Source organism: Akkermansia sp. NBRC 115031 (genome assembly GCF_030268505.1).
Lineage (GTDB): Bacteria > Verrucomicrobiota > Verrucomicrobiia > Verrucomicrobiales > Akkermansiaceae > Akkermansia > Akkermansia massiliensis.
The window spans coordinates 52841-78071 of sequence record NZ_BSQU01000007.1; the positions used below are offsets into that span (position 1 = coordinate 52841).

Annotated in this window: 21 protein-coding genes; 11 read left to right on the top strand and 10 right to left on the bottom strand. The window is 61.1% G+C overall.

Features of this window, described 5'->3' with window-relative positions; genetic code table 11:
• Positions 1-30: 30 nt before the first annotated feature.
• Positions 31-1026: a glycoside hydrolase family 16 protein gene (locus tag QSJ36_RS10095; RefSeq protein WP_022396828.1), complete on the bottom strand. Its 996-nt coding sequence runs from the start codon at positions 1024-1026 to the stop codon at positions 31-33.
• 179 nt (positions 1027-1205) lie between these two features.
• Between QSJ36_RS10095 and QSJ36_RS10100 the strand changes: the two genes are divergently transcribed.
• The gene (locus QSJ36_RS10100) at positions 1206-3449 is read left to right on the top strand and encodes a heavy metal translocating P-type ATPase (protein WP_102726435.1); all 2244 of its coding nucleotides are present in this window, start codon (positions 1206-1208) and stop codon (positions 3447-3449) included.
• A gap of 30 nt (positions 3450-3479) precedes the next feature.
• On the opposite strand, the gene recN is transcribed toward QSJ36_RS10100, so the two are convergent.
• Positions 3480-5138, bottom strand: a complete 1659-nt coding sequence (recN, locus tag QSJ36_RS10105; RefSeq protein WP_285468616.1) for a DNA repair protein RecN — start codon at positions 5136-5138, stop codon at positions 3480-3482.
• Between the two features lie 64 nt (positions 5139-5202).
• Here recN and QSJ36_RS10110 point away from each other — a divergent pair, with 64 nt between their 5' ends.
• The 6 genes from QSJ36_RS10110 to QSJ36_RS10135 all read left to right on the top strand — a co-directional run bounded on the left by QSJ36_RS10110 (position 5203) and on the right by QSJ36_RS10135 (position 8757).
• Complete coding sequence (locus QSJ36_RS10110; protein ID WP_285468617.1) at positions 5203-5976, top strand: MBL fold metallo-hydrolase; 774 nt, start codon at positions 5203-5205, stop codon at positions 5974-5976.
• A gap of 26 nt (positions 5977-6002) precedes the next feature.
• The gene (locus QSJ36_RS10115) at positions 6003-6797 is read left to right on the top strand and encodes a WecB/TagA/CpsF family glycosyltransferase (RefSeq protein ID WP_285468618.1); all 795 of its coding nucleotides are present in this window, start codon (positions 6003-6005) and stop codon (positions 6795-6797) included.
• A gap of 161 nt (positions 6798-6958) precedes the next feature.
• Complete coding sequence (locus tag QSJ36_RS10120; RefSeq protein WP_022396821.1) at positions 6959-7663, top strand: MmcQ/YjbR family DNA-binding protein; 705 nt, start codon at positions 6959-6961, stop codon at positions 7661-7663.
• 127 nt (positions 7664-7790) lie between these two features.
• Positions 7791-8117 (top strand): hypothetical protein, encoded by a 327-nt coding sequence (locus QSJ36_RS10125; protein ID WP_102722223.1) that lies wholly within the window; start codon positions 7791-7793, stop codon positions 8115-8117.
• Between the two features lie 78 nt (positions 8118-8195).
• Positions 8196-8525 carry a hypothetical protein gene (locus QSJ36_RS10130; RefSeq protein WP_022396819.1) on the top strand — a complete coding sequence of 110 codons (330 nt, stop codon included), beginning with the start codon at positions 8196-8198 and terminating at the stop codon, positions 8523-8525.
• 55 nt (positions 8526-8580) lie between these two features.
• On the top strand, positions 8581-8757 hold the full coding sequence (locus QSJ36_RS10135) for a hypothetical protein (RefSeq protein ID WP_156340827.1): 177 nt from the start codon (positions 8581-8583) through the stop codon (positions 8755-8757).
• Positions 8758-8844: 87 nt separating this feature from the next.
• Here the strand turns inward: QSJ36_RS10135 and lpxI are convergent, their stop codons facing one another.
• The 5 genes from lpxI to QSJ36_RS10160 form a co-directional block, all read right to left on the bottom strand.
• Positions 8845-9708: a UDP-2,3-diacylglucosamine diphosphatase LpxI gene (gene lpxI, locus QSJ36_RS10140; protein ID WP_102730859.1), complete on the bottom strand. Its 864-nt coding sequence runs from the start codon at positions 9706-9708 to the stop codon at positions 8845-8847.
• A gap of 30 nt (positions 9709-9738) precedes the next feature.
• The gene (locus tag QSJ36_RS10145; protein ID WP_285468619.1) at positions 9739-11013 is read right to left on the bottom strand and encodes a 2-oxo acid dehydrogenase subunit E2; all 1275 of its coding nucleotides are present in this window, start codon (positions 11011-11013) and stop codon (positions 9739-9741) included.
• An 18-nt stretch (positions 11014-11031) separates the two neighbouring features.
• Positions 11032-12006, bottom strand: coding sequence for a transketolase C-terminal domain-containing protein (locus tag QSJ36_RS10150; RefSeq protein ID WP_022396814.1), 975 nt, complete (start codon positions 12004-12006; stop codon positions 11032-11034).
• 21 nt (positions 12007-12027) lie between these two features.
• Entirely contained in the window at positions 12028-12999 is a 972-nt protein-coding gene (locus QSJ36_RS10155; protein ID WP_285468620.1) for a thiamine pyrophosphate-dependent dehydrogenase E1 component subunit alpha, read from the bottom strand.
• A gap of 226 nt (positions 13000-13225) precedes the next feature.
• Complete coding sequence (locus QSJ36_RS10160) at positions 13226-14038, bottom strand: MerR family transcriptional regulator (RefSeq protein WP_022396812.1); 813 nt, start codon at positions 14036-14038, stop codon at positions 13226-13228.
• Between the two features lie 295 nt (positions 14039-14333).
• Here QSJ36_RS10160 and QSJ36_RS10165 point away from each other — a divergent pair, with 295 nt between their 5' ends.
• Together QSJ36_RS10165 and QSJ36_RS10170 are read left to right on the top strand one after the other, a co-directional pair.
• Positions 14334-15491, top strand: a complete 1158-nt coding sequence (locus QSJ36_RS10165) for an efflux RND transporter periplasmic adaptor subunit (RefSeq protein ID WP_022396811.1) — start codon at positions 14334-14336, stop codon at positions 15489-15491.
• A 6-nt stretch (positions 15492-15497) separates the two neighbouring features.
• Positions 15498-18602: an efflux RND transporter permease subunit gene (locus QSJ36_RS10170; protein WP_022396810.1), complete on the top strand. Its 3105-nt coding sequence runs from the start codon at positions 15498-15500 to the stop codon at positions 18600-18602.
• 237 nt (positions 18603-18839) lie between these two features.
• On the opposite strand, the gene QSJ36_RS10175 is transcribed toward QSJ36_RS10170, so the two are convergent.
• Positions 18840-19511 (bottom strand): zinc metallopeptidase, encoded by a 672-nt coding sequence (locus QSJ36_RS10175; protein ID WP_102722270.1) that lies wholly within the window; start codon positions 19509-19511, stop codon positions 18840-18842.
• Positions 19512-19713: 202 nt separating this feature from the next.
• Positions 19714-20172 (bottom strand): PepSY-like domain-containing protein, encoded by a 459-nt coding sequence (locus tag QSJ36_RS10180; RefSeq protein WP_102726427.1) that lies wholly within the window; start codon positions 20170-20172, stop codon positions 19714-19716.
• Positions 20173-20261: 89 nt separating this feature from the next.
• On the opposite strand from QSJ36_RS10180, the gene cobA reads away from it, so the two are divergent.
• Positions 20262-21833 carry a uroporphyrinogen-III C-methyltransferase gene (gene cobA, locus QSJ36_RS10185; RefSeq protein WP_251828053.1) on the top strand — a complete coding sequence of 524 codons (1572 nt, stop codon included), beginning with the start codon at positions 20262-20264 and terminating at the stop codon, positions 21831-21833.
• Positions 21834-21904: 71 nt separating this feature from the next.
• Here cobA and QSJ36_RS10190 read toward each other — a convergent pair whose 3' ends face one another.
• Entirely contained in the window at positions 21905-22339 is a 435-nt protein-coding gene (locus QSJ36_RS10190) for a hypothetical protein (RefSeq protein ID WP_022396806.1), read from the bottom strand.
• Between the two features lie 241 nt (positions 22340-22580).
• On the opposite strand from QSJ36_RS10190, the gene topB reads away from it, so the two are divergent.
• Positions 22581-25214 (top strand): DNA topoisomerase III, encoded by a 2634-nt coding sequence (gene topB, locus QSJ36_RS10195; protein WP_215443435.1) that lies wholly within the window; start codon positions 22581-22583, stop codon positions 25212-25214.
• Positions 25215-25231: the final 17 nt, after the last annotated feature.

Sequence of the window (25231 nt, forward strand, 5' to 3'; positions counted from 1 at the left end):
TTCCATGCGCCCCTGGCCGTTCACGTTTCCCTATTCGTCTAGCGCTTTCTGAAGGCGGGACAGTTCCACGGGAGCATCCTTTTTCTTCTCTGTCCGGTAGGGAATGGTGCCCTTGTGGGGGGAATCCTTCTTCTGGTATATGCGGACGTAATCTATTTCATACTTCTGGGGCAGGGGCAGTTTATTCAGATCGCCTCCTGTGGCGCCCATGGCCAGGTTCAGGATGATGAAATGGGGCTGACGGAAGGGATTGGCGACTTCCTTGTAAACGGCGTTGACGGTGTTGTCCAGGGGCGTCCTGTTCAGCAGGATGTCGTCCGCATACAGGCGCACTTCCTTTTCATCCCAGTCCATGCGGAAGACATGGAAGCTGTCCGCCCAGTCCGCATGCCTTTCCTGGAGCCATTTGAGCGGCGTGTAGGTAGTGCTCCATTTGCCCACGTGTTTTTTGGGGGAGGCCCAGCAGAGGTTGGCCAGGTAGGTGGACTGGTAGTACTCCATGATGTCTATTTCCCCGCACATGGGCCATCCTTCCTTGACGCCCATGGTCCAGAAGGCGGGCCACATGCCCTCCCGCGGGCTGAATCTGGCCCGGATTTCAAACCGCCCGTACAGCCAGGAAAACTTGCCGCGCGTGGTCAGGGAGGCGGAGGTGTAATCCGCTTCCTTGCGCGTCGTCTGCCAATTCTTTCCCGCCGGGTCATAATGGGGATTGGCGTGTTTTTCCTTTTTGCCTTCAATAATCAGCATGCCGTCCTCGCACCGGGCGTTTTCCGGCTGGTACCACTGTTCCTCCTTGTTGCGGACGAATCCGTGTTCGTAATTCCACTTGGCGGGGTCCGGACGGCCGTCCTTGTCGAACTCGTCGTGCCAGACGAGTTCGTAATCGGAATAATCCGCTTTTTCCACCACCCTCTCGGTTTTTTTGACGCCGTCCCCGTGCAGGGTGTAAAGCTGGGCATGGAGGGGGGCGGACAACAGGGCCGTGCAGGCCAGGACTCGGAACAGGGTGGGAGCGGTCATCATGAAGGGATGAAGGTGTTTGTTACTGTTACGGGGCCGTGGGCGTTTTTTTGTCATTTTTTATTGGAAAAGGGTGAAGCCGCGAAAGCGGCTTGAGAAACGGGATTGATGGGATTAGTTTCACCTAACAACATGGGAGCCTTCTTTGGTCCCGGAAAATCAAACACTCCGTTTTAACGACAATGGAAGAAAAGAACTATCTTGTTTCCGGCATGCATTGCGCCGGTTGTGCTGCCAAGGTGGAGCGCGCCGTGGAGGGATTGGAGGGGGTGGAGCGCGTAGAGCTGAATTTGCTGACGGGGCGGATGACCGTTCTGTTTGAAAAGCCCGATTCGCCCGCCAGGGGGCGCATTGCGTCCGTAGTGGAGAAAGCCGGCTTCCACCTGGCGGACTGGCGGGAGGAACCGTTTTCCGGTGCGGATGGGGAGGAAAGCCAGGGGCAGGAGGAAACGGGAGGCTCCCGTCTCGTTTGGTCCGTTCTGCTGCTGGCGCCTCTGATGTATCTGTCCATGGGGCCCATGTGGCACTGGCCCGTTCCGGGAGGGGGCTGGGGGCTCTGGATGAATTTGTGGGCGCAGTGCATTCTGGCGGCCGCGATTCTGTGGCTGAACCGGCATTATTTAATCAACGGCGTGCGCCAGCTTGCCGCGCTGTCTCCCAATATGGATTCCCTGATCGCCATCGGCTCCGGTTCCGCCTTCCTGTACGGGCTGTATCTGTTGATTGCGGCGCTGTGGCAGGGCGCCAACGTGGACGGAATGGAACTGTATTTTGAATCCGCGGCCATGATCGTCACCCTGATTTCCCTGGGGAAATATCTTGAACGCCGTTCCTACCGCAAGACGAACGCCGCCGTGAAAGGGCTGGTGAAGCTGGTTCCCCAGGAGGCCCTGGTTTGGCATGACGGCGCGGAGCGCGCCGTCCCGCTGGATGAACTTCATTCCGGGGACCTGGTGGTGGTGAAAACCGGGCAGAGGATTCCGGTGGACGGCGTCATTGAAGAAGGGCAGGCCGCGCTGGATGAATCGGACCTGACGGGGGAAAGCATGCCGGTGGACAAGACGGCGGGAGACCGGGTGATCAGCGGCACGTTCAACCGGGCCGGGTATCTCAAGGTACGTGCGGAACGCGTGGGCAGGGACTCCACGCTGGCCCGCATGATCCGCCTGGTGGAGGAGGCCAGCCAGTCCAAGGCTCCGATTGCACGGCTGGCGGACCGGGTGTGTTATTTCTTTGTCCCTGCGGTGATTGCCATTGCCCTGGTGTCGTTGGTTGCGTGGCTGGCTGCCGGGGAGGGATTTTCCTTCGCCCTTGCCAGGGCGATTGCGGTGCTGGTGATTTCCTGCCCCTGTGTTCTGGGGCTTGCCACGCCCATCGCCATCATGGTAGGGACGGGCAGGGGCGCGCGGCTGGGCATCCTGTGCAAGTCCGCCGGAGCTTTGGAGGCTTTGAGTCGCGTGGATACCGTCGTTTTTGACAAGACGGGCACCCTGACGGAAGGGGAGCCCCGTGTGGTGGCCGTTCTGCCGGAGCCGGGCATGAATGCGGATGAACTGGTGGAAATGGCGGCGGCTTTGGAGCAGGGATCGGAACATCCGGTAGGGAAAGCCGTTTATGAACACGCCAGGCTGCTGGAACTCCCCATCCGCGCCGTGGCGGATTTGTCCGTTGTGCCGGGCCGCGGCATTTCCGGCGTAGTGGACGGCGTGCCCTATGCGGTGGGCAATCCCGGCTTCATGCAGGACAAGGGCATCTCCTGGAAGGAGGAGGAAGGCCGCCTCCGGGAGTTCATGCGGCAGGGCGCGTCCCCGCTGTATGTAGGGAGGGGAGACCGCCCTGCGGGAGTGATCATGGTGGCGGATTCCCTGAAACCGGACAGCCGGGCGGCGGTGGATTATCTGAAGCGGATGAACCTGCGCGTGGTCATGCTGACGGGGGACAATGCCGCCACGGCGCGGCACATGGCCGGGGAACTGCACATTGATGAAGTGATTTCCGACGTGCTTCCGGATGAGAAGGCCTCCCATGTGATGAAGATGGAGGAACGCGGGGACAAGGTGGCGATGGTGGGGGACGGCGTGAACGACGCCCCGGCGCTGGCCTGCGCCCGGGTGGGCATCTCCATGAAGTCCGGAACGGAGCTGGCGATGGAGTCCTCCGACATCGTGCTGATGAAGAGCAATCCCGTGGGCGTGGCGGAAGCCCTTCAACTGGGCCGCACCACCCTGCACATCATCAGGCAGAACCTCTTCTGGGCCTTCTTTTACAACATCATCGGCATTCCGCTGGCCGCCGGGTGCCTGTATCCGGCCTTCGGCCTTACGCTGAATCCCATGATTGCCGCCGGGGCCATGAGTTTAAGCTCCCTGTGCGTGGTGTTCAATTCCCTGCGGCTGCGCGGCTTCAAGCCCCGTCTGGAAAAATAAGGCGGCCTCTTCCTTTTTGGCGCCCTCCGTTCAGGAGGGCTGCAGCAGGGCCTGGGCCAGCGTGCGGGCGTGGTCCCCGCCGCCGCCCAGCATGCGGACCAGCTCGTCTATCCGGTCTTCATGGCTCACCTCCCGCAAGCAGGAGATGGTGCGGTTGCCCGCGGAAGCCTTCTGGACCAGGTAGTGATGGGAGGCCAGGGCCGCCACCTGCGGAAAGTGCGTGATGGAGATGACCTGGTGCCTGTTCCCGAGCTGCTGCATCTTGAAGCCGACGGCCCGCGCCACTTCCCCGCCCACATTGGCGTCTATTTCGTCAAATACCAGCAGGGGGGTGGAGTCCTTGTGCGCCAGGGCGCTTTTAATCGCCAGCATGATGCGCGCCAGCTCCCCGCTGGAGGCAATCAGCCGGAGAGGCTTGGAGGGTTCGCCCGGATTGGGGCCGAACAGGAATTCCACCGTTTCCATTCCCTGGGAGCCGGGTTCCTGGAGGGGGGAGAGCCCTACTTCAAAGACGGCCTGGCGGAAGCCCAGTTCCCGGGAGTGCCTGACGATGGAGGAGGCCAGTTTGGGCGCGGATGCCTGCCGCGCTTTGGTCAGGGCCTGTCCGGCGGCGTCCACCTGCTTGCGCAGGACGGCCATGGAGGCCCGCAGTTCTTCCAGGCGTTCCGTGCGGTGCTCGATGCGGTCCAGGCGGTGGGCCGCCTCCTCCCTCCGGGCGCAGACGTCTTCAAAGGAAGGGCCGTATTTCATTTTCAGGGATTCCAGCAGGTTGATGCGCTCCTCCAGTTGGAAGAGCTCCCGGGGATCACAATCCAGCTCGGAGGAATAATCCGCCAGGCGTCCTTCAATTTCCTTAAGCTCCAGATTCACTTCCGCCAGCGGGGCCAGCCACGCGGCTGTGGAGGCGTCCATGCGTTCCAGTTCGTGCGCCGCCCGGGTCAGTTCCCTCAACTGGGAACCCAGGCCGGGCACGTCCGTTTCCTCCAGCATGGCAAGCATTCTGGAAACCTGTTCCTGAAGCCTGGTGCCGTTGCGGGCGCGCTGCCAGCGTTCTTCCAGCGTGAGCACTTCCTCCGGCGTAAAGGCGGCGGCGTCTATCTCGTCCACCTGGTGGCGCAGCAGCTCTATTTCCCGCGCGGTGGCCGCTTCCGCATGCTCCAGGTCGTCATAGGCCCGGCGCGCGTCCTGCCATTGCCGCCACGCGTCCGCGTAGGCGTGCAGCAGGGGGGCGTGCTCCCCAAAGGCGTCCAGCAGGGAAAGCTGTCTCTCCTGGGAGATCAGGGAGCGGTGGTCGCTGGGGCCGTGCATGTCCACCAGGCAGGCGCCCGCCTCCCGCAGCAGGTTCAGGGTGCACGGGCTGTCATTCAGGAACTGGCGGTTGGCCGTGGAGGAAATAATGCGCTTGATAATCAGGTTGCCGTCTTCACAGGGCGGCACGCCGTGTTCGTTCAGAATGCCGTGCACGGGGGAGGATTCCGGCAGATGGAACACGGCTTCCACGCTGCATTGCTGTTCTCCGGACCGGATGAGCGTTTTGTCCGCGCGTTCCCCCAGCGCCAGCCGTATGGCGCCGATGATGACGGATTTGCCCGCCCCCGTTTCCCCCGTGATGCAGATGAAACCGGAGCTGGGTTCCCAGAGCAGCTGGTCCACGAGGGCCAGGTTTCTAATTTTCAGCAATGTAAGCATTCGGGCTTTGGATTTTGAATGCATTATGGCATCATTTGCTCTAAACGCAATCATGACCTCTGTGATGAACATTCTCTTTCTGGGCACCGGAACGTCCACCGGAGTTCCGCAGATAGGTTGCTCCTGTGCGGTCTGCACGTCCCCGGACCCCAGAAACAAGCGGTTGCGTTCTTCAGTTTACGTGGAGGCCGCGGGCACCCGCATTCTGCTGGATTCCTCCCCGGATCTGCGTCAGCAGGCCCTGCGGGAAAACATCACGGACGTGGACGCCGTGCTGTACACGCACGCCCATGTGGACCACGTGGGCGGCTTTGACGATCTGCGCGCCTTCTGCTGGCGCAGGTCCGGCGGCCTGCCCCTGTACGCCTCGCCGCAGACGATGGAAGCCCTGCGGACCATGTACGGCTGGGCGTTTGAACCGAAACCGGGCCGGAGCGGCTACGTCAGGCCGGAACCTCACGAAGTGAGGGAACCGTTCCGTGTAGGGAATGTGCTGGTGACGCCTCTTCCCGTAATGCATGCCGGGGTGGAGACTTATGCCTATGTGCTGGAGGCGGAAGGGCAGCGGCTGGCATACATGCCGGATGTGAAAAGCATTCCGGAGGCCTCCCTGGAGGCCATGAAAGGGGTTGACCTGCTGATTATTGACGGCTTGCGCTATCATCTGCACCCCACGCACCTGTGCCTGGAGGAATCCCTGGCCGCCATTGCCGCCATCCGGCCCAGGCGCGCCGTGCTGACCCACATGTCCCACGACATGGATTACGGGATTCTTTCCGGCAAGCTGCCGGAGAACGTCATGCCTGCCTACGACGGGCTGAGGCTGTCCCTGCCGTGATTTTCACCCTTCATTTCCATCAGGCCATGACTGCTGCAAACAATCCTGACCAGCCCGGCGCGCGGATGCCGTGCGAGACCAGAAAGGTGTTCGGCTTTTCCGTGGCCGTCAGCTCCGTGGAGGAAATGAGCTCCGCCCTGGCGGAACGTGCCCTGGAAGCGCAGGCCCCGTGCCTGGTGGCCGCCGCGGACGCGCACGTGATAACCCTCGGCGTTCATGACCGGGGTTATGGGGCCGTGCTGGAACGGATGGACGTGGTTTGCCCGGACGGAATGCCTGTGGTGTGGAAGCTGAACAGGGGCCTTCCCGCAGGGGAAAGGAGCGCCGAACGCGTGAGCGGGCCGGACCTGATGGAAGCCCTGGTGCGGGCGAATGCGGAGTATCCGGGTCTGCGCCATTTTTTGCTGGGCGGAGATGAAGGGACGCTGGAGACCCTGGCGTCCGCATTGAAGGAGAAGTACCCGGCTTTTCATCTGGCCGGCGTGCATTCCCCGCCATTCCGTTCCTGGACGGAGGAAGACCGGAGGGAGATGCGGGAGGCCATCGCCTCAAGCGGGGCCAATGTGGTATGGGTGGGCCTGGGCAGCCTGAAGCAGGAGCGGTGGATGGCGGAGCAGAAGGAGCTGCTGCCTCCCGCGGTTTATGTGGGCGTGGGAGCGGCCTTCGCCTTCCATGCCGGAACGGTGAAGCGCGCGCCCCGGTGGATGCAGAAAAACGGCCTGGAATGGCTGTACCGCATTTACCGGGAGCCGGGACGGCTGCTCAAGCGGTACGTGAAGCATAACAGCCTGTTCGTGTGGTATGTGCTGACGGGGAGGTAAAAACTCTTTTCCCGATGCGGGCGCCTCGGACATGGGGCGCAGGTTATTTTGGCCTTGTACCGTTCCCGTGCGGATTTATCATGGCTTGGCCGGGTTCTGCACGCCCGCAGGGGTGCAGCTGGCGTTTTCCATCCTTCCATCTCCTCTAACTTCTTTTCCTCATGTTCTTTCGCCGCATTCCCCGGAAAAGCTGGTATGAAAAAGCCGTGGAACGCGTTTTCAGGGACAGGAGGTTGTGTGAGGAAAAATTGCCTCCCTTCGGCTGCGTTCGCGGGGAAAATGGTTTTCTGTACCGGACAAAGCTGCTGAACGGGCAGCTCTGTATGGAATTTGAAATACACGCGGAGGGCTCCGTCAGCGTAACGGTGCGTGATGCGGACGGGAAGAGTATCCCTCATCTTGCTCAGGGAGAGGCGGACAGGTTGCGGGAGAGGGCGCTCCGCAGGGAATATGAGGAAGAGCTGTGGCATGTGGCGGAGTGCTGCTTTGAACCTGATTTCTTCAAGGGCGATCCTGCCCGGAGCCTCGTCGCGCACGTCCGGGAGGCTTACGGGGATGAATTGGAATTCCTGTGGAGGAAGTCGCCGGGAAGCGCTGTCGTGCGGCGGAAGGACACGGAAAAATGGTATGCCGTTTTTCTGGCTGTGCCGCGGTTGAAACTGGGCGGCAGTTCCAGGGAAAGGGTGGAGGTGCTGAATCTGCGGGTCCGCCCTGGGGAGCTCGAGGGCCTTGTGGACCATCACAGCCGTTTTCCGGCCTACCACATGAATAAGAAAAGCTGGGTGAGCCTTTGCCTGGACGGGACCGTCCCCTTTGAGGAGCTGGCCGCGCGCCTGGAGACCAGCCGCCGGCTTGCCGGGAAGTAAACGCCGCTGCCGGCGGTTTTCCGGAGGGCTTATGTTTTCCTCACCCGGAATGCGGCGGCGGAGTTTGCAGGTGGTAAGGCGGGACGGGGCTCTTGACCCGGAAGGGGGCCGGGCCTACAGTGGGGGCATGAACGTTGAAGAAAAGGCGCTGTCCACCTTCCGCACGGAACCCTGGCGCCACAACTGCGCCCAGGCCGTTTGCGCAGCCCTGGGAAGGGAGGATTTGCTGGAAGCCGTCTCCGCGTGCGGCACGGGAAGAGCGCCTGACGGGGTATGCGGCGCCTTGTATGGAGCGCTCCTGTGCACGCCCGTGCAGTCAAGGGAGGAGCTGAAGCGGCGGTTTGTGGAGAAGCTGGGTTATTCCCATTGCAGGGAGCTGAAAAAAGAAGGCTGCGTTCCGTGCCGGGACTGCGTTGCCTCCGCGGCGTTTATGGCTTTTGATTTGCAGGAGTGAACGCAGAATGACACGACTGTATTCATAGATTTTCATGAAGAAAGAGTCTATTGGAATGAATCCAAATAGAACAACGTCATGAAAAAATTGATATATGCTATAGCAGCGGTAGCCGTTGCAGTTCCGGTAGTGGCCCTGGCGCAGAGCGCCTGCAACAGCGGTTCCTGCACCAAGGGTGACAAGGACATGGCTGAAGCCAAGGAACACATGAAAAAGGGCGCCAAAGCCGCCAAGGACGCCGCTTCCGAAAAAATGAAGGAAGGCAAGCAAGCGGCGAAGGACGCCTACGAAAAGAGCAAGGAAGCCGTCAAGGATACTTACCAGGACAGCAAGGAAGCCGTGGACCATGCGGCGGACAGGGCTGCCGATAAGGCCGAAGCCATTGGCGACGCTGCGAAAAACGGTTAACTCAAACGATTAAAATACAAACCATTTATTTATTATGTGTGACTCCAAAGATCATATGAACCATATGCATGAAGGCTGTGGATGCTCGAAAGATGCCGCTTCCGGCAAGATGGAAGAAGGCAAGAAGGCAATGAAAGACGCCTACGAAAAGAGCAAGGAAGGCGTCAAGGATATGGCTTCCGGGGTAAGTGACAAGGCCAAGTCCATGATGGACAAGGACAAAAACGCTTAATTCCGGCGGTTGAATAAGCCGTTTTCTATTCTGCATCCCGTATGCGGCATGATTTCCCCTTGTCCGGGTTTCCGGACGAGGGGATTTTTATTGGGCGGGATTTTCCGGTTGAGGGCAGCCCTCCCCGGAAGCGTCCATGGCATGCAGGCTGATTTTGTGCCTTTTGCACAGTTCCGCCACCCGGTCACGCTCCAGCAGAATGGTTTTGCCCGCTTCCAGGGCGATTTGCCTGACGCCGCATTCCGCGCACGTCTCAATGGTGACGGGGCCGATCGTAGGAATGTCGAAGCGCATGTCATGCCCCAGGCGCGCCACTTTTGCCAGTGTGGCGGGTTTGCCGTTGCCCAGCTCGCCGCTGCGGCGTATGCAGTTGTTGGTGCCTTCAATGGCTTCCACGGCAACTACGGTGCCTCCGTGCACGATGACGGACTGCCCGATGTGAAGGCGACTGATTTCCTTGGCCATCTGCATGCCGAAAACGGCGTCCTCCCATTGTCCGGTCGTGGGACGCGGTCCGGCGATGTGGCCCGGCTGCGGCATGTGCTCTTCCATGTAGGTGAAGGCGGGGAGGATGGTGAAGCCTTCTTTTTCCGCCTCCGTGATGACGGCCCCCAGCAGGGAGTCCGCGTTTTTCTCCGGCATGCGCATCAGCACGGAAAGGGCGCGGAGGTCCGGGCGGAGGGAGAGAATGTTCTTCGGGTTGATGCCTCCCGCCATGATGACGTTCCGCACGCCGTGCTTTTTCAGGAAGGAGAACGGCTTGCTGATCTGGCCCACGCTGAATTCCTGGTAAGCGTCGCACAGGGGAATGACGGCGGGATTGGTCTCCCCCTTGAAGCCCACGGCCACGATGCGCAGCTCCGGCGTCCGGCGGCGCGCCCCCCGGACGATGTATTCCGGGTAGACGCCGTCTCCGGCTACCAGGCCTAGTACGGGTGGGTCTGTCGTCATGCGGCGTAAAGCGTGCGGGAACGGAGCGGGTTACAGGTATTCCGGGCGCTGGAGCAGTTCCGCCACGCGCTTGAGCAGGCGGCCGATGTCCGCGCCGTCCACCACGCGGTGGTCCCCCGTAGCCACGATGTTGGCCTTGGAGATGGGAATGAAGGCCTCCACCTCGTCGCTCCAGACCGGGGTCTTGGTGACGGCTCCCACCCCCAGGATGATGGATTCGCTGGGCATGGGCATGGGGGCGGCAAAGGTGAGCCCGAAGCCGCCGAAGTTGGTGACTGTGGCGATGCCGCCCGTGCTGTCTTCCGGGGCCAGCCTGCGGCGGCGCGCCTGGGCGATCAGCCTGTTGTAGTCTTCCAGCAGTTCTTCCATCGTCCGTTCGTTCACGCGGCGCAGCACGGGAACCATCACTCCGTCCGCCACCTGGGCGGCGATGCCGATGTCAATGGTTTTGGGGGAAAGGATGTTTTCCCCCACCAGGTAGCCGGCGCATTCCGGGCTTTCCGCCAGGGCCAGGGCCAGGGCGCGGGCAAAGTACAGGGTGATGCCGGGCCGCAGCGGGGAATGCTGCCTGTGCTTGATGAGGGGGTCCATGAACACGGGGCGCCCGGCGGAGGCCAGGGGGCGCGTCCAGCTCCGGCGCATGGCGTCCGCCACGGCCAGCCGCATGGAGGAGGCCTTGCGGTGCGGCCACTGGCTCACGTATTCCAGGAATTCCTCCAGGTCGTCAATGGTGACCCGTCCTCCGGCTCCGGAGCCGGAGATGAAAGCGATGTCCGAGGCGCTCATGCCCAGTTCATCCATGCGCGCCTTCATCCGGGGGGACATGTAGTGCGCGTCTTTCATGCCGGCGGGCACCGGCAGGCCGCGCACGCTGGGCTGGACTTTCAGGTCCGTGCCGTTTTCCTGGTAGGATTCCCCCGTCAGGCCAAAGTGGACCCCGGCGGGCTTTTCCTCCCGGGCGGAAGCGTCCGGGACGCGCTGGGGCACGGATTCCGGGCTGGCCGGAAGGGAAGGCTGGGTGGAGCCACCGGCCGGGGTGGCCCCGGAACGCTCAATTTCCTCTTCCGTGGCGTCAATCATGGCCATGCAGGCGCCGACCACGATGGATTCCCCTTCCTTGATAAACACGTCGCTCAGGACGCCGCCGCACATGGTGGTGACGCCCATGGTGGCCTTGTTGGTCTCTACCTCAAAGATTTCCTGGTCGGCTTCTACGGTGTCGCCCGGGGCCGCCAGCAGGCGCAGCACGGTGGCTTCCGCAATGGAATCCCCGAGCTGGGGCATCAGAATGGGTACTTTAGGCATGGTGGAAACTGGGTTGAATCAGATGGATAAAAGATGGCGGATGGAGGCGGCGATGGATTCCAGCGTGGGGCGGTGCGCCTTCCACAGGTTGGGATGCTGGGGGATGGGGGTGTCCCTGGCGTTGAGCCGCTGGGGCGGAGCGTCCAGCAGATGGAAGCCTTCCGCCACGATGCGGGAAACGACTTCCGACGTGACGCCCCCCCACGGGAAGTCTTCCCCGACGACCAGGACGCGGCCGGTGCGCGCTACGGAGGCGATGACGGTGTCCATGTCCAGCGGGCGCACCGTGCGGAGGTCCACTACTTCCACTTCATAACCGCTCTCCTTCGCCAGCAGGTCCGCCGCGCGCACGGCTTCCGGCACCATGGCGCTGTACGCCACTACGGTGGCGTGCTTTCCGGTGCGGGCGATCCGGGCCATGCCGAAGGGAATCACCGGGGCTTCCCGGTAGTTGTCCTCCGCCTTCAGCCAGCGGTACAGGAACTTGTGCTCCAGGAAGATGACGGGATCGGGCACTTCCACGGCCTGGCGCAGCATCCAGTAGGCGTCCGCCACGGTGGCCGGGGTCATGACGTGCAGGCCCGGATAGTGGGCGAACAGGGCTTCCAGGCTCTGGCTGTGGAAGGGACCCGTGCCGGGCGTTCCCCCGCAGGGCAGCCGCACCGTGATGTTGGCGGGAATGCCCGTGCGGTAGTAATGGGTGGCCGCCATGTTGACGATCTGGTTGAAAGCGATGGTGCTGAAGTCGGCAAACTGGACTTCCATGATGGGCTTCTTGCCCATGACGGCGGCTCCGGTGACCATGCCGGCCATGGCGTCCTCACTGATGGGGGCGTCAATCACGCGGTCCGGGAACAGCTCCTTGAGGCCCTTGGTCGCTTTGAAAGCGCCGCCGAAAACGCCTATGTCCTGTCCGTACAGGAAGACGTCCTTGTCTTCCGCAAGCAGGTCTTTCTGGGCGTCGTGAATGGCATCAATGTATGTTACGCTCATGGGAATATTCCGTTTGCAGGCTTAATAAGGTCTCCATACCGTGGCGTTCCAGTCCTCCCGGAAGGGGTCCGGCTCCGGTTCCCGCTGCGCGGTAGCCACGGCCAGCTGGACTTCATCGGCATACTGCTTTTTCAGGTCCGCCACTTCTTCCGGCGTCAGCCAGCCGGCTTCCAGCAGCTGCCGTTCCGCGACGGTGACGGGGTCTTTTTTGTCGTACTCATCCTTCAATTCCCTGGGGATGTAGGAGGCGTCGTCATGTTCCCCGTGGCCGCACATGCGCAGGGTCTTGGCCAGCACCCACTGGGGGCCCCTGCCTTCCCTTGCCTTGTTGACGGCGGTGCGGAAGGTTTCCAGCGTAGCCATGAAGTCCGTGCCGTCCGTTTCATGCACGGTGAAGCCGTAGCCGCGGCCCCTGTCCGCCAGGGAGGCTTCCCCGAATTCACGGACATTGGGAGTGGAATAGGCGAATTGATTGTTGGTCACCACGAGCACCAGCGGCAGTTGTTCCACGTTCGCCATGTTGGCGGCTTCGTGAAAGGCGCCTGTGGACGTGGTGCCGTCTCCGCAGAAGGCCACGCCTACGGGGCCGGGAAGCTTGCCGTCCAGCCGCTTGGCAAAAAGGCAGCCGATGACGAAGGCCACCGTGCTGCCCAGATGGCTGATGGGCGCCATGTAGCCTTCCGCCGGCAGTCCGCGGTGGACGTTCCCGTCCCGTCCCTTCATATAGCCCAGGGCAGAGCCCAGGTAGGAGCGGGCCGCTTCAATGATCGGTTCCCCCCAGGTGATGCGCGCCGCCTGTTCCCGGATGAACGGGGCGATCACGTCATACCCGGCGGTCAGGAAAACGCCGCCGCAGGCGGCAATCGCTTCATGCCCGCGGCCCAGGTAAACGCCGCCCGTGATTTTGCCCGCTTTATACAGGCTGGAAATTTTGGTGTCAAAGGCCCGCGCCAGCAACATGGCCTTGTAAGCCTTGACGGCGCTTTCCTTCAAGTCCGGTTGTGTAGTGTCGCAATGTGCCACCCCATTATTTTATATGCTGCATGGGGAAATGCAATGCCATTTCATGAAACTTCCGGAGACTTCATGCCTGCGGGCCTGAACGGACGTTCCGGCTGCACCGCAGGGCGGCAGGGGCGCGGACGGGGAACTCCGGTTCCCGAAAGGCGTTTTTTACATCCTCTTCACCCATTGCCTGTTCCGGAAAAAATCCCCCGGTTCACTTTCCTTCCGGCGGAAGGGAGCATCTCAGTTCGAATTTGGGATGCACCACATCGTAGTCTCCGGAAAACAATTCCGTTTCCATGATGATTTTATCATACTCCTGCGCAAAAAGTTCGGGAAAGACCAGGGGGGCCTTCCCGATATCGCTTTCCTTCCTGATGGAGCATAGGAAGGAGGCGGCAGGCAGGCGCACGACTTCCTTTAACTGCCGGGCGTCCCTTTTGGTCGCTTCCACCTCCACATACAGGAACCTTTCCGTTCCGGAGCTCCGGTGGAAGGAAAGGAGTCCGGCTTCCGCGCCCAGCCTCAGCTCATTGCGGTTAATGTCATCAAACATGTTGGTGATGAGTACATTGTAATCCGTGCTGTGCTGTTTTCCGGCATAAGGGGCCGTCCAGCAATATTTTTCCGGCAGGGCGTGGACGGTCTGCCCCTCATGGCGCCGGAGGCCTTCCATCCGGTCCATCTGCTTCTGGAATTTTTCCAGCAGGTGCAGTTTCTCCTGAATGTCCCTGATTTTCTGGTGCGCCAGCATGGTGCCGTGGGAAATCAGCTTCTTGTAATGGATTCTCTGCTGGTCCTCGGTCAGAAAGGAGGTGAACTCCTTCAGGGGAATGTCCAGGAAGGTGCAGGCGCGGATGGCGTCCACCACGGGAATCTGGGAGAGGGTGTAATAACGGTAGCCTGTATCCGGGTCCGTATGGGCCGGGCGCAGAATCCCCAGCTGCTCGTAATACCGGAGTGATTTAATATGTACGCCGGTCTGTTTGGACAGATTGCCTATGGTTAGTAAATTCTGCTTGTCCATCCTGTATTGCGGTTGGCGTGGAAACTGATTTTTTCCCGCCGGAGGCGCGCCCGGCGGAAACGGCTGCTGCATGCAAGAGAAATCTTCCTGAAGACGAAATCGTCGCGTCATTCATTTGATTCTTGTTGCCAGCAGCTTACAACAAATGATAAAAAGCCGCTCCACTTAATCTTTTCATTGCCTCTTGACTCTCCCATTATGGGATACTTTACATCTTATGGCAATTGAAAAATCCCCGGTCTTGTCGGAAGCGTGGTTCCGGGGTTTCTTGAGGTCTTATAAAGCATGATTACTGATGAAAACAACTAGTCTCCTTCTTCTCTGCACCACCCTTTTGGCAGCTCTCTCCTCCTGCCGGCAGGGGGATGAAAATCCGGCCGCCGGTTCTCCCGGAGAAATCGTGCCGGAAGTGGCCGTTCTCACGGTGCACGGCACCCAGGTTCCCGTAACCGCCAACCTTCCCGGCCGCATGGAGGCGTACCTCCAGGCGGAAGTGCGCGCCCGCGTGACGGGAATCATTCAGGAACGCTGCTACCAGGAAGGGCAGACGGTCCGCCCGGGCGACCTTCTCTTCAAGATAGATCCGGCTCCGCTCCAGGCCGTGCTGGACGAATGCAAGGCCACGGTAGCGCGCGCCAAGGCCGTGCTGGCGGATGCGGAGGACAAGGCCGCCCGCTATTCCTCCCTGGTGGCCAAGGGCGCCGTCAGCGTGCGGGAGCACAAGCAGGCCATGGCGGAGGAAGACCGGGCCAGGGCGGAATATGCCGCCGCCGCCGCGTCTCTGGAGCAGGCCCGCCTGAATCTGGAATACACCAGGGTGGAAGCGCCCATCTCCGGCCGCGTGCGCCGCGCGCTGGTGACGGAAGGGGCATTTGCCAACCAGAACGAATTCACGCACCTGACCACCATTGAGCAGATAGACCCCATCTATGTCCGCTTCTGCCAGCCGGCCTCCCAGTACAGCAGCCTGCGCCGCGCCGTGGTGTCCGGCCTGTGGAAGGGAGTGCCGCTGGGTGAAATCAAGGTGCGCCTGCTGCTCTCCAATGGGGAGGAATACCCCCATTCCGGCAAGATCATCTTTTCCGACATGGCGGTGGATCCGAATACGGACACCATTGAAATGCGGGCCCAGTTCCCCAATCCGGATTATGAGCTTCTGCCCGGCGCCTATGTGCGCGTGGTATTTGAGAAGGCGGTGCGGGACAACGTGTTCGCCATTCCCCGGGACGCCGTCATCCGCACCGCGCAGGGGGCTTCCGTCTTTGTCGTGGGCCCGGAAGGCGTGCTGGAAATGCGCCCCGTGAAGGCGGATACGCTGAACGGCCGGGAATGGCTGGTTTCGGAAGGCCTCAAGGACGGGGACAAGGTGGCCGTCAGCCACATCATGTCCCTCCGGCCCGGCATGAAGGTCCGCAGCGCCGCGCCCCAGCCGCAATCCAACGCCCAGCAATAACCCGTTATGCCTGATTTCTTTATACGCCGCCCCATTTTTGCCTGGGTAGTCGCCCTGCTGATTTCCCTGATCGGGCTGCTGGCCATTCCCAGCCTGCCTATTGCCCAGTACCCGGACATCGCTCCGCCGGTCATTACCCTGCGCACTACGTATCCGGGCGCCTCCGCCCAGGATACGGAGGAAGCCGTCACCGCCGTGATTGAAAAGGAAATCAACGGAGCTCCCGGCCTGATGTACATGTCCGCCACCAGCAGTTCCGACGGCGCGGTGGAAATCGCCGCCACGTTCACGCAGGGCACGGACCCGGACATTGCCGCCGTGGAAGTGCAGAACAGGCTGAAAATCGTGGAATCCCGCCTGCCGGAATCTGTCCGGAAGGAAGGAGTGTTCGTGGAAAAATCCTCCAACAACATTCAGGCGATGATCTCCCTTTCCTCCACGGGGAACCTGAATGATACGGAACTGGGGGAATGGGCTTCCGCGCGCATCATCCCTGAATTGAAGCGCGTGAAAGGCGTCGGGCGCGTGGAGCTCTTCGGCGCGGAAACGTCCATGCGCATCTGGCCCGATCCGGAAAAGCTGGAAGCGCTGGGACTGACGCCCACGGACATCGTGAATGCCGTGGCCGCCCAGAGCGAGCGCATCATCATCGGTGACATCGGGGGGGCGGCCGTTTCCAAATCCGCCCCCATCAACGCCAGCGTGGTGGCGGAGGAAGCCTTCCGCACGCCGGAGGAATTCGCCTCCATTGCGCTGAGAACGCTTTCAGACGGTTCCTCCGTCAAGCTGGGGGACGTGGCGCGGGTGGAGCTGGGCTCCAACAGCTACGCGTTCTTCTCCCGCTGCAACGGGCAGACCGCCACCGGCATGGCTATCAAGATGGCTCCCGGCTCCAACGCCGTGGAAACCATGGGCCTGCTCAAGGCCAAGATGGATGAGCTGGCCAGGGACTTCCCGCCCGGCGTCACCTACCAGATTCCGTATGAAACCACCCATTTCGTGGAAATCTCCATCCAGAAAGTCATTTCAACCCTGCTGGAAGCCATTCTGCTGGTATTCCTGGTCATGTTCCTGTTCCTGCAGAACTTCCGGGCCACCCTGATTCCCACGCTCGTCGTCCCCGTGGCCCTGCTGGGCACCTTTGCGGTGATGTGGCTCTCCGGGTTCTCCATCAACATGCTCACCATGTTCGCCATGGTGCTCAGCATCGGCATTCTGGTGGACGACGCCATTGTGGTGGTGGAAAATGTGGAACGCATCATGATGGAGGAGGGGCTGGACGCCCGGCGCGCTACGGTAAAAGCCATGAAGCAGATCGGAGGCGCCATCGTGGGCATCACCGCCGTGCTCGTGGCCGTGTTCGTGCCCATGGCCTTTTTCAGCGGAGCGGTGGGGAACATCTACCGGCAATTTGCCGTGACCCTCATTGTATCCATCTCCTTCTCCGCGTTTCTGGCCCTTTCCCTGACTCCGGCTCTGTGCGCCGCCATGCTTAAAGCCTCCTCCGTGGAGCATCAGGAAAAGAAAGGATTCTTCGGATGGTTCAACAGGACCATCCACCGGTCCACGGACCGGTACGGCAATGCCGTATCCGGAATCATCCGCCGCCCCGTACGCTCCCTGTTCCTGTATGTGCTCATCATTGCGGGGGCCGGCTACCTGTACCTCACGCTTCCCACCTCCTTCCTTCCGGAAGAAGACCAGGGCAACTTCATGGCGATGGTTGCCCTGCCTGCCGGGACCTTGCAGGAGGAAACCAGTACCCGGCTGCGGGAGGTGGAGGACTACCTGATGCAGCATGAACCGGTGGAATACGCCTATTCCGTGGGCGGCTTCAGCTTCATGGGCACCGGCACCAACATGGCGATGCTGTTTGTCGGCCTGAAAAACTGGGACGAGCGTTCCGGAGAGGACAACTCCGCCCAGGCGATCATTGACCGGGTCAACGCCCGTTTTGGCGGGGACCGCCAGATGATGGTCATGGCCCTGAACATGCCGTCCCTGCCGGAACTGGGCAGCACGTCCGGATTCGACTTCCGGCTCCAGGACAAGGGCGGCCTGGGGTATGCCCGCATGGTGGAAGCCCGGGACGAACTCCTGGCCCGCGCCAATGCGGACCCCAACCTGACGGGCGTCTACTTCTCCGGACAGGCGGACACGCCGCGGCTGCACGTCTCCATTGACCGGGAAAAAGCCTTCTCCATGGGAGTGCCCATTACGGAAATCAGCAATTCGCTGGCGGTCATGTTCGGGTCCAGCTATGTGGGGGACTTCATGCATGACAGCCAGGTGCGCCGCATCATTGTGCAGGCGGACGGAAAAAGCCGCCTGAACGGCAATGACATTGAAGACCTGCATGTCCGCAATGACCAGGGGAAGCTTCTGCCCCTCTCCTCCTTCGTCCGGCTGGACTGGACGGCCGGCCCCCCGCAGCTCACGCGCTACAACAACTACCCCTCCTTCACCATCAACGGCTCCTCCGCGCCCGGCAAGAGCAGCGGGGACGCCATGAACGCCCTGGAGCAGATTACCGCCACCCTGCCGCAGGGCGTGGGATTTGAATGGACGGGACAGTCCTATGAAGAAAAGCTTGCCGGGTCCCAGGCCACGCTGCTCTTCGGCCTGTCCATCCTGATCGTCTTCCTGGTGCTGGCGGCCCTGTATGAAAGCTGGTCCATTCCGCTGGCGGTCATCCTGGTGGTGCCCCTGGGCCTGCTCGGAGCCCTGCTGGCCGTCTTCCTGCGCGACATGCCCAACGACATCTACTTCAAGGTGGGCCTGATTACGACCATCGGTCTTTCCGCCAAGAATGCCATCCTGATTGTGGAAGTGGCCAAGGAATTCTACCGGGAAGGCATGGATGTGATGGAAGCTGCCGTTGCCGCCGCCAAACTGCGCCTGAGGCCCATCCTGATGACCTCCCTGGCGTTCGGCGCCGGGGTGGTTCCGCTGGCCTTCGCCCACGGGGCGGCGGCGGGCGCGCAGCGCGCCGTAGGCACGGGGGTGCTGGGCGGCATCATTACGGCCACCCTGCTGGCGATCTTCCTGGTTCCCCTCTTCTTCCGCCTGACAGCCGGAAAGAGGAAACAGGAACACCCGGAAGAAGCATAGGGCACGAGGCTGGAACGGAAACGCCTGGAATACCCCTGCCGCGGAAGGCGCGGGAAGACGGACCCCTGCATGGGACCGCTGCCCGCGCCTGATGCGTTAAAAAAGAGGAGCACGTTTCCGTGCTCCCCGTCTTTCGGGAAAAAGGCTGAAAGAGGTTTTCCTGCGGAGGGAGGGCCTGAAAAGCCTCGTTCTCCGCATGGGCTGGAACCCCGTATGCCGCTGCGCCCGTGCCCCGGGTTATTCCCTGCCGCGCGCGTTCAGGAAGATGAACACGTAATACAGCAGCATGGCCAGGGAGGAAAGCGCGCCCACCACATAGGTCATGGCCGCCCAGAACAGGGCGCTCTTGGCCTTTCCGTGGTCGAAGTAATTCATCAGGTGGGAACGGTCCAGCCATTTCAGAGCTCTGGCGGAAGCGTCAAACTCCACCGGAAGCGTGATGAAGGCGAAGATGGTGGTCATGGCAAACAGGCCGATGCCCAGCCCCAGCACCCACGGGGAACCGCCCATGGCCAGCAGGATAATGCCGATGATCAGCACGATGCTCACCAGATTGGAGGAGAACTGGACGATGGGAACCAGTGCGGACCGCAGGCCCAGCCAGTGATAGGCCTGGGCGTGCTGTACGGCATGCCCCACTTCATGGGCCGCCACCGCCGCGGCGGCAATGCTGTTGGAATTGTAAACGGACTCGCTCAGGTTGACGGTCTTGTCCGCCGGATTGTAATGGTCCGTCAGGTGGCCGGGGGTGGAAATCACCTTCACGTCCGTGATGTGGTTGTCCTTCAGCATCTGTTCCGCCACTTCCCGCCCGGTCACCGGAATGGGAATCTGGGAATATTCGCTGAAACGGCTCTTCATGCGCGCGCTGACCAGCCAGCTCAGAAGCATGGAGCCCAGCAGAATCATCCAGTAAATGGTATAGGAATGCTGCGGGGCGGTTTCCGCCGCCTGGGCCGTGTAGGAAAGGAAGTCGATATTGAATAATTCAATCATTGCAAGTTTGACCTTATATCATAAGGCTTTGTTGAATCCAGAGGGCGCCGTGTCAGCCGCCGGGGGAGGTTCCCCCGGCTTCTGTCATACGGAAACATGCGGAAGAACGGCGCATTCAATCGTCCGCCTTCTGGGAAAGAAGTTTGCCGTCCGGGGCATAGTAAAGCTCCAGTTTGCGGACGGCGGCGGTTTCTGACCGGCAGTCCACCCGGTACTTCAGGGCTCCCCTGGCGGTGATCTGCTTGGCGCGGCGGGGAGCGTACCCCGGGAAATCGCGGGCGATGGCCGCCGTAACGGGGGCGGGCAGATCCTGAAGGCGCATGTCCGCCTTAATCAGGCAGACGGTGCCGTCCGGATAAAGCTTGACGTCGTATTCCAGGCCGTTGAGGTGGAATTCCGCCTCGTAAACGTCTTCGTCGTTGTCGAAATCCCATTCGATGGCGCCGGCGTTCGGATACTGCTTCTGCACCTGTTCCTTCACGGGGGCGGGAACTCGGGAGGCCGGAATATCCGCCAAAGCCGGAAGGGTGAATGCGGCAGCGAGAGTGGTCGTAAGTATACGTGAAATATTCATAAATACGTGATAATTGTATTTATTCAAAAAACAAGAATCTTTTGTGGATGTCTTGTGACAATTCTGCCATCAATGGAATGAATCCGGGCATGGCGGGGTTTATTGTCGCCAAAAAGCGGGTGATGGAGTTGAATGACAGCATGCAACAGGGTATTGTTTATTTGCTTGGAGCGGGTCCGGGGGATCCCGGCCTGATGACCGTCCGCGGGCGGGAACTGGTGGAAGCGGCGGAAGTGCTGGTATATGATGCGCTGAGCTCGGCGGAACTGCTGAACTGGGCTCCTGCCGCATGTGAAAGGATTTTTGTGGGCAAGCGGGCTTCCCGCCACGCCCTGCCGCAGGAGGAAATCAATGCCCTGCTGGTCAAACTGGGACGCGCCGGGAAAAAAGTGGTGCGCCTGAAAGGCGGCGATCCCTACGTCTTCGGGCGCGGGGGGGAGGAAGCGGACGCCCTGCATGAAGCGGGCGTGCCGTTTGAAGTCATTCCGGGCATTACCTCCGCCATTGCGGGGCCGGCCTATGCGGGCATTCCGGTGACGCACCGCAAGTACTGCACGCAATTTACCGTCTTCACGGGCCATGAAGACGTGAACAAGAAGGAATCTTCCCTGGACCTGAAAGGAATCGCCGGAGCGCAGGGCACGAAAATCATGCTGATGGGCATGCAGAAGCTCGCGGACGTCTGCGAAGCCCTGACCGGATACGGGCAGGAGCCGTCCACGCCGGCCGCCGCCATCCAGTGGGCCACCACGGGCATTCAGCGCACGGTCACGGGCACTGTCCGGACGCTGCCCGCCAAGGTTCAAAAGGCCGGGCTGGGCGCCCCTGCGGTAGTCGTGATCGGGGATGTGGTGAAGGAACGCGACAGCCTGGCCTGGTTTGAAAAACTGCCCCTGTTCGGCAAGCGCATCGTGGTGACGCGCACCCGCGCCCAGGCCGGGGAATTGAGCGTGCGCCTGCGCCGTCTGGGTGCGGAAGTGCTGGAAATGCCCACTATCCGCATGGCCCCCCCCTCCAACAAGCGGGAATTTGCGGAAGGCGTGGTGCACGCCCATACCTATGACTGGCTGGTGTTCTCCAGCCCCAACGGGGTGGAACGCTTCTTCCAGGCGTTTTTTGCCGTGTACCAGGACATCCGGAGCATCGGAGGCGCCAGGATTGCGGCCATCGGGCCCGGAACGGAGGCGAAGCTCCGGGAATACGGGCTGGCCGTGGATATCATGCCTAAAAAATTCGTGGCGGAAGGACTCGTCAAGGCCTTCAAGGACGCCCGCGAGGAAATCGGAACCATTGAGCACAGCACGTTCTTGTGGGTGCGCGGGGAGGAAGCGCGGCGCGTGATTTACGACGGCCTGACCGCTCTGGGGGCTATTGTGGACGAATGCATCGCCTACAAGACGGAAGCGGAAACGGAGGACGTGGCGGGAGCCCAGGCGGCTTTCCGGGAGCGGGGGGCGGATATCGTGACGTTCACCAGCTCCTCCACGGCGGAAAACTTTTTCAAGCTGGGGCTTCCGTGGCCGGACGGCTGCAAGGCCGCCAGCATCGGGCCCGTGACCACGGCAACCCTCAAGGAGCTGGGGCGCGCACCCTCGATTACCGCGAAAACGCACGACATCAACGGCTTGGTGGAGGCCATCGTCAAGGCCGCCGGCAAATAGGAAAAACGGTGCGCCCCGCGGGAGATGCCGGGGCGGAACGGATGGAAAAGCGTTATCCGGAGAGATGCCGTTTAAAAGCCATTGACGGCTTCCCAGCCGATGACCTTTCCATTTTCAAACAGGACATTATAGGAAACGGGCGGACGGCTGCCCAGGGGCATCGTGACGCCTATCCCGGTGCCTACCCCGGAATCCCTGCTGCGGAATCCGCCTCCGCCCAGGCCCACGGACCAGCCCGTGCCGCTCCGCGTGTAAATCCACCGTTCCGTATTCTTCCCGTTCATCCGGCCTGCCATCTTCTGTTCAGGTTCCCCCCATGCCAGCAGGACCGCCATGGGGGACATGCCCTTTTCCAGCTCTCCGCGCGCCACTTTGGCCTGCTGCTCCTTCGGAAGCTGTTCATAGGCCTGCATATTCTTCGCGATGCGGTCGGACGGCGTGGGGGAACAGGCCCCCAGCAGCGCGAGGCAGGCGGGAAGCAGGACGAAAGGAAGGCTCGTTTTCATCGTCCCACAAATAGCATGGCGTAAGATGGCTGGCAAGGTGCCAGCGCGGCTTTTCCGGAAAATGGAGGCGGGAAAATCCGTTATTCTGACATAAAAGCTCGCTTTTCCCGTAAATACATAATTGGTTATTGACAAGCATAGGGGGTAGGGGAGTAGGAATTCACCTCCAAATGCAACGCGCCGCAGATGCGGGAAAGGTTGCCGCCACTGTTTACCACTTCTATTTTTCCGAGCCGCCGATATGTCCAAAACGTTAATTATAGCAGAAAAGCCGAGCGTCGCCACTGATCTGGCGAGAGTCCTCGGCAAGGAGCTTGGGAAATTCACCCGGGACAAATCCGGCGCGTTTTACCAGAATGACCGGGCCATCATCACGTCCGCCGTGGGCCACCTGCTGGAACAGAAGAAGCCCATGACGGAGGGCGGCAAGTCCCTGCCATGGAAGTTCGACTATCTGCCCGTCATCCCCAGGACGTTTGAACTGGAACCCATCAAACAGTCGGAAGACCGCCTGAAAAAGGTTCTCCAGCTCGCCAAAAGCAAGGATGTGACGGAAATCGTCAACGCATGCGATGCCGGGCGCGAAGGGGAGCTCATTTTCCACAACCTGGTGCGTTACGGAAAATGGACCAAGCCTGCGCGCCGCCTGTGGATGCAGTCCATGACGGATGAAGCCATCCTGAATGCGTGGCACAGCATGCGGAGCGAGACCGACATGCAGCCCCTGACGAACGCCGCCGTGTGCCGTTCCGAATCAGACTGGCTGGTGGGCCTGAACAGCACCCGCGCCCTTACCATCCTGCAATCCCGCGGAGGCTTCAACGTCACCCCCGCCGGACGCGTGCAGACTCCCACGCTGGCCATTCTGACGCAGAGGGAACTGGAAATCCAGGCGTTTGAACCGGTGCCCTATTCGGAAGTGTGGGCGGAATTCGGCGTGCAGTCCGGCTCCTACTCCGGCCGCTGGATTGACCGGGACTGGAAAAAGGACGACAACCCGCAGTCCCGCGCGGAACGCATCTGGGACCCGGAACAGGCGACCGTCATCCGCGACCGCTGCCGCGGCAAATCCGGCACGGTGACGGAGGAAAAGAAACCCGTCACAACCATCGCCCCGCTGTTGTATGACCTGACCTCCCTCCAGAGGGAAGCCGCCAACCGCTACGGCTTTTCCGCCAAGCGCACGCTGCAGCTGGCCCAGGAGTGCTATGAAAAGCACAAGGTGCTCACCTATCCCCGTACGGACTCCCGCTACCTGCCGGAGGACTATCTGGGCAAGGTCTACGGCATCGTGGGCACGGTGGCGGAGCAGGACCCGGAATTCGCCACTTTTGCGAAGGACATCCTGGACAACAAGCGCATCAAGCCCAACCGGCGCGTGTTTGACACGAAAAAGGTAAGCGACCACTTCGCCATCATCCCGACCGGCAAGATGGAAAAGCTCACCGGAGACGCGCAGAAACTCTTTGAAATGGTCATGGCCCGCTTCCTGGCCGTCTTTTTCCCCCCCGCCGTGTTTGAGGACACGCGCAGAACCACGCTCATTGCCCACCAGGGCGGCGTGACGGACGCCTTCCTCACCACGGGCCGCGTGCTGGTGGAACCGGGCTGGCAGGCCGTCTACGGACGCAAGGCGGGCAGTTCCTCCAAGGAAGAACTGGTGCCCGTCCATGACGGGGAACAGGCTGCCGTGCGTGAAATTGAAATCCGCAACGCCATGACCAAGCCGCCCGCACGGTATAATGAAGCCACGCTGCTGGCCGCCATGGAAGGCGCCGGAAAGCTGGTGCATGACGAAGAACTGGCCGCCGCCATGAGCGAACGCGGCCTGGGCACCCCCGCCACCCGCGCCTCCATCATTGAAGGCCTGATTTCCCAGGAATACATTGTCCGTGACGGCCGCGAGCTTCTGGCGACGCGCCGCGGGATTGAACTGATCGCCCTGCTGGAACGCATCGGGCTGAAAACGCTTACCTCCCCCAGCCTCACCGGGGAATGGGAATACAAGCTCAAGCAGATGGAGCAGGCCGCCCTGCCGAGGGACTCCTTCATGGAAGGCATCAAGACTCTGACCGGGGAAATCGTGAAGAGGGTGAAAGACTTCCGGGAAGCCCAGCAGCAGGTGGAACTGCCGGAAATGGAACTGGACTGCCCGTCCTGCCATGCCCACGGCCTGAAAAACACGCTGGACGCCGTTTCCTGCCGTTCCTGCAAGTTCAGCATCCGCAAGGTCATCTCCGGCCGCGACATGACGGATGAAGAGCTGAAAACCCTCATTGTGGACGGCAAGACGGGAATCCTCCACGGATTCACCTCCCGGTTCGGCAAACCCTTTGAAGCGGGGCTGGAGCTCAACGACAAGTTCCGCGCCACGCTCTACTTCCCGGCACGGGAGGAGGATGAAGCCGCCGGGACGGAGGAAGCCGTGAAAGTGGCCTCCGTCACCATCCCGGACATGGGGGAACACGATGTGATGGAAACGGCCAAGGCCTGGAAAGTCCCTTCCCTGGCCATTGGAAAGGAAAATGCCGCCGTCTCCGTTTCCCGTACCATCCTGGGCCGTGAAATCCCGCTGGACCAGGTGTTGAAGATTCTGGCGGAAGGAAAGTCCGACCTGATGAAGGGCTTCATCTCCCAGCGCACCAAGCGTCCGTTTGACGCTTATCTGGTCTTCAATGCGAAGACGGGCAAGATCGGCTTTGAATTCCCGCCCCGGGAAAAGAAATATCCGGCTAAAAAAGCTGCGGCCAAGTCGGAAGACAAGGAAAAAGCTCCGGCTTCCAAAACGGCCAGGACGCCCAAAACTGCCGGGAAAGGCGCGGGAAGAAGCGCTAAAACGGCAGAGGCGGCTCCTAAAAAAGGGAAGAAGCAATAACTGCGGTCCAAGGATTT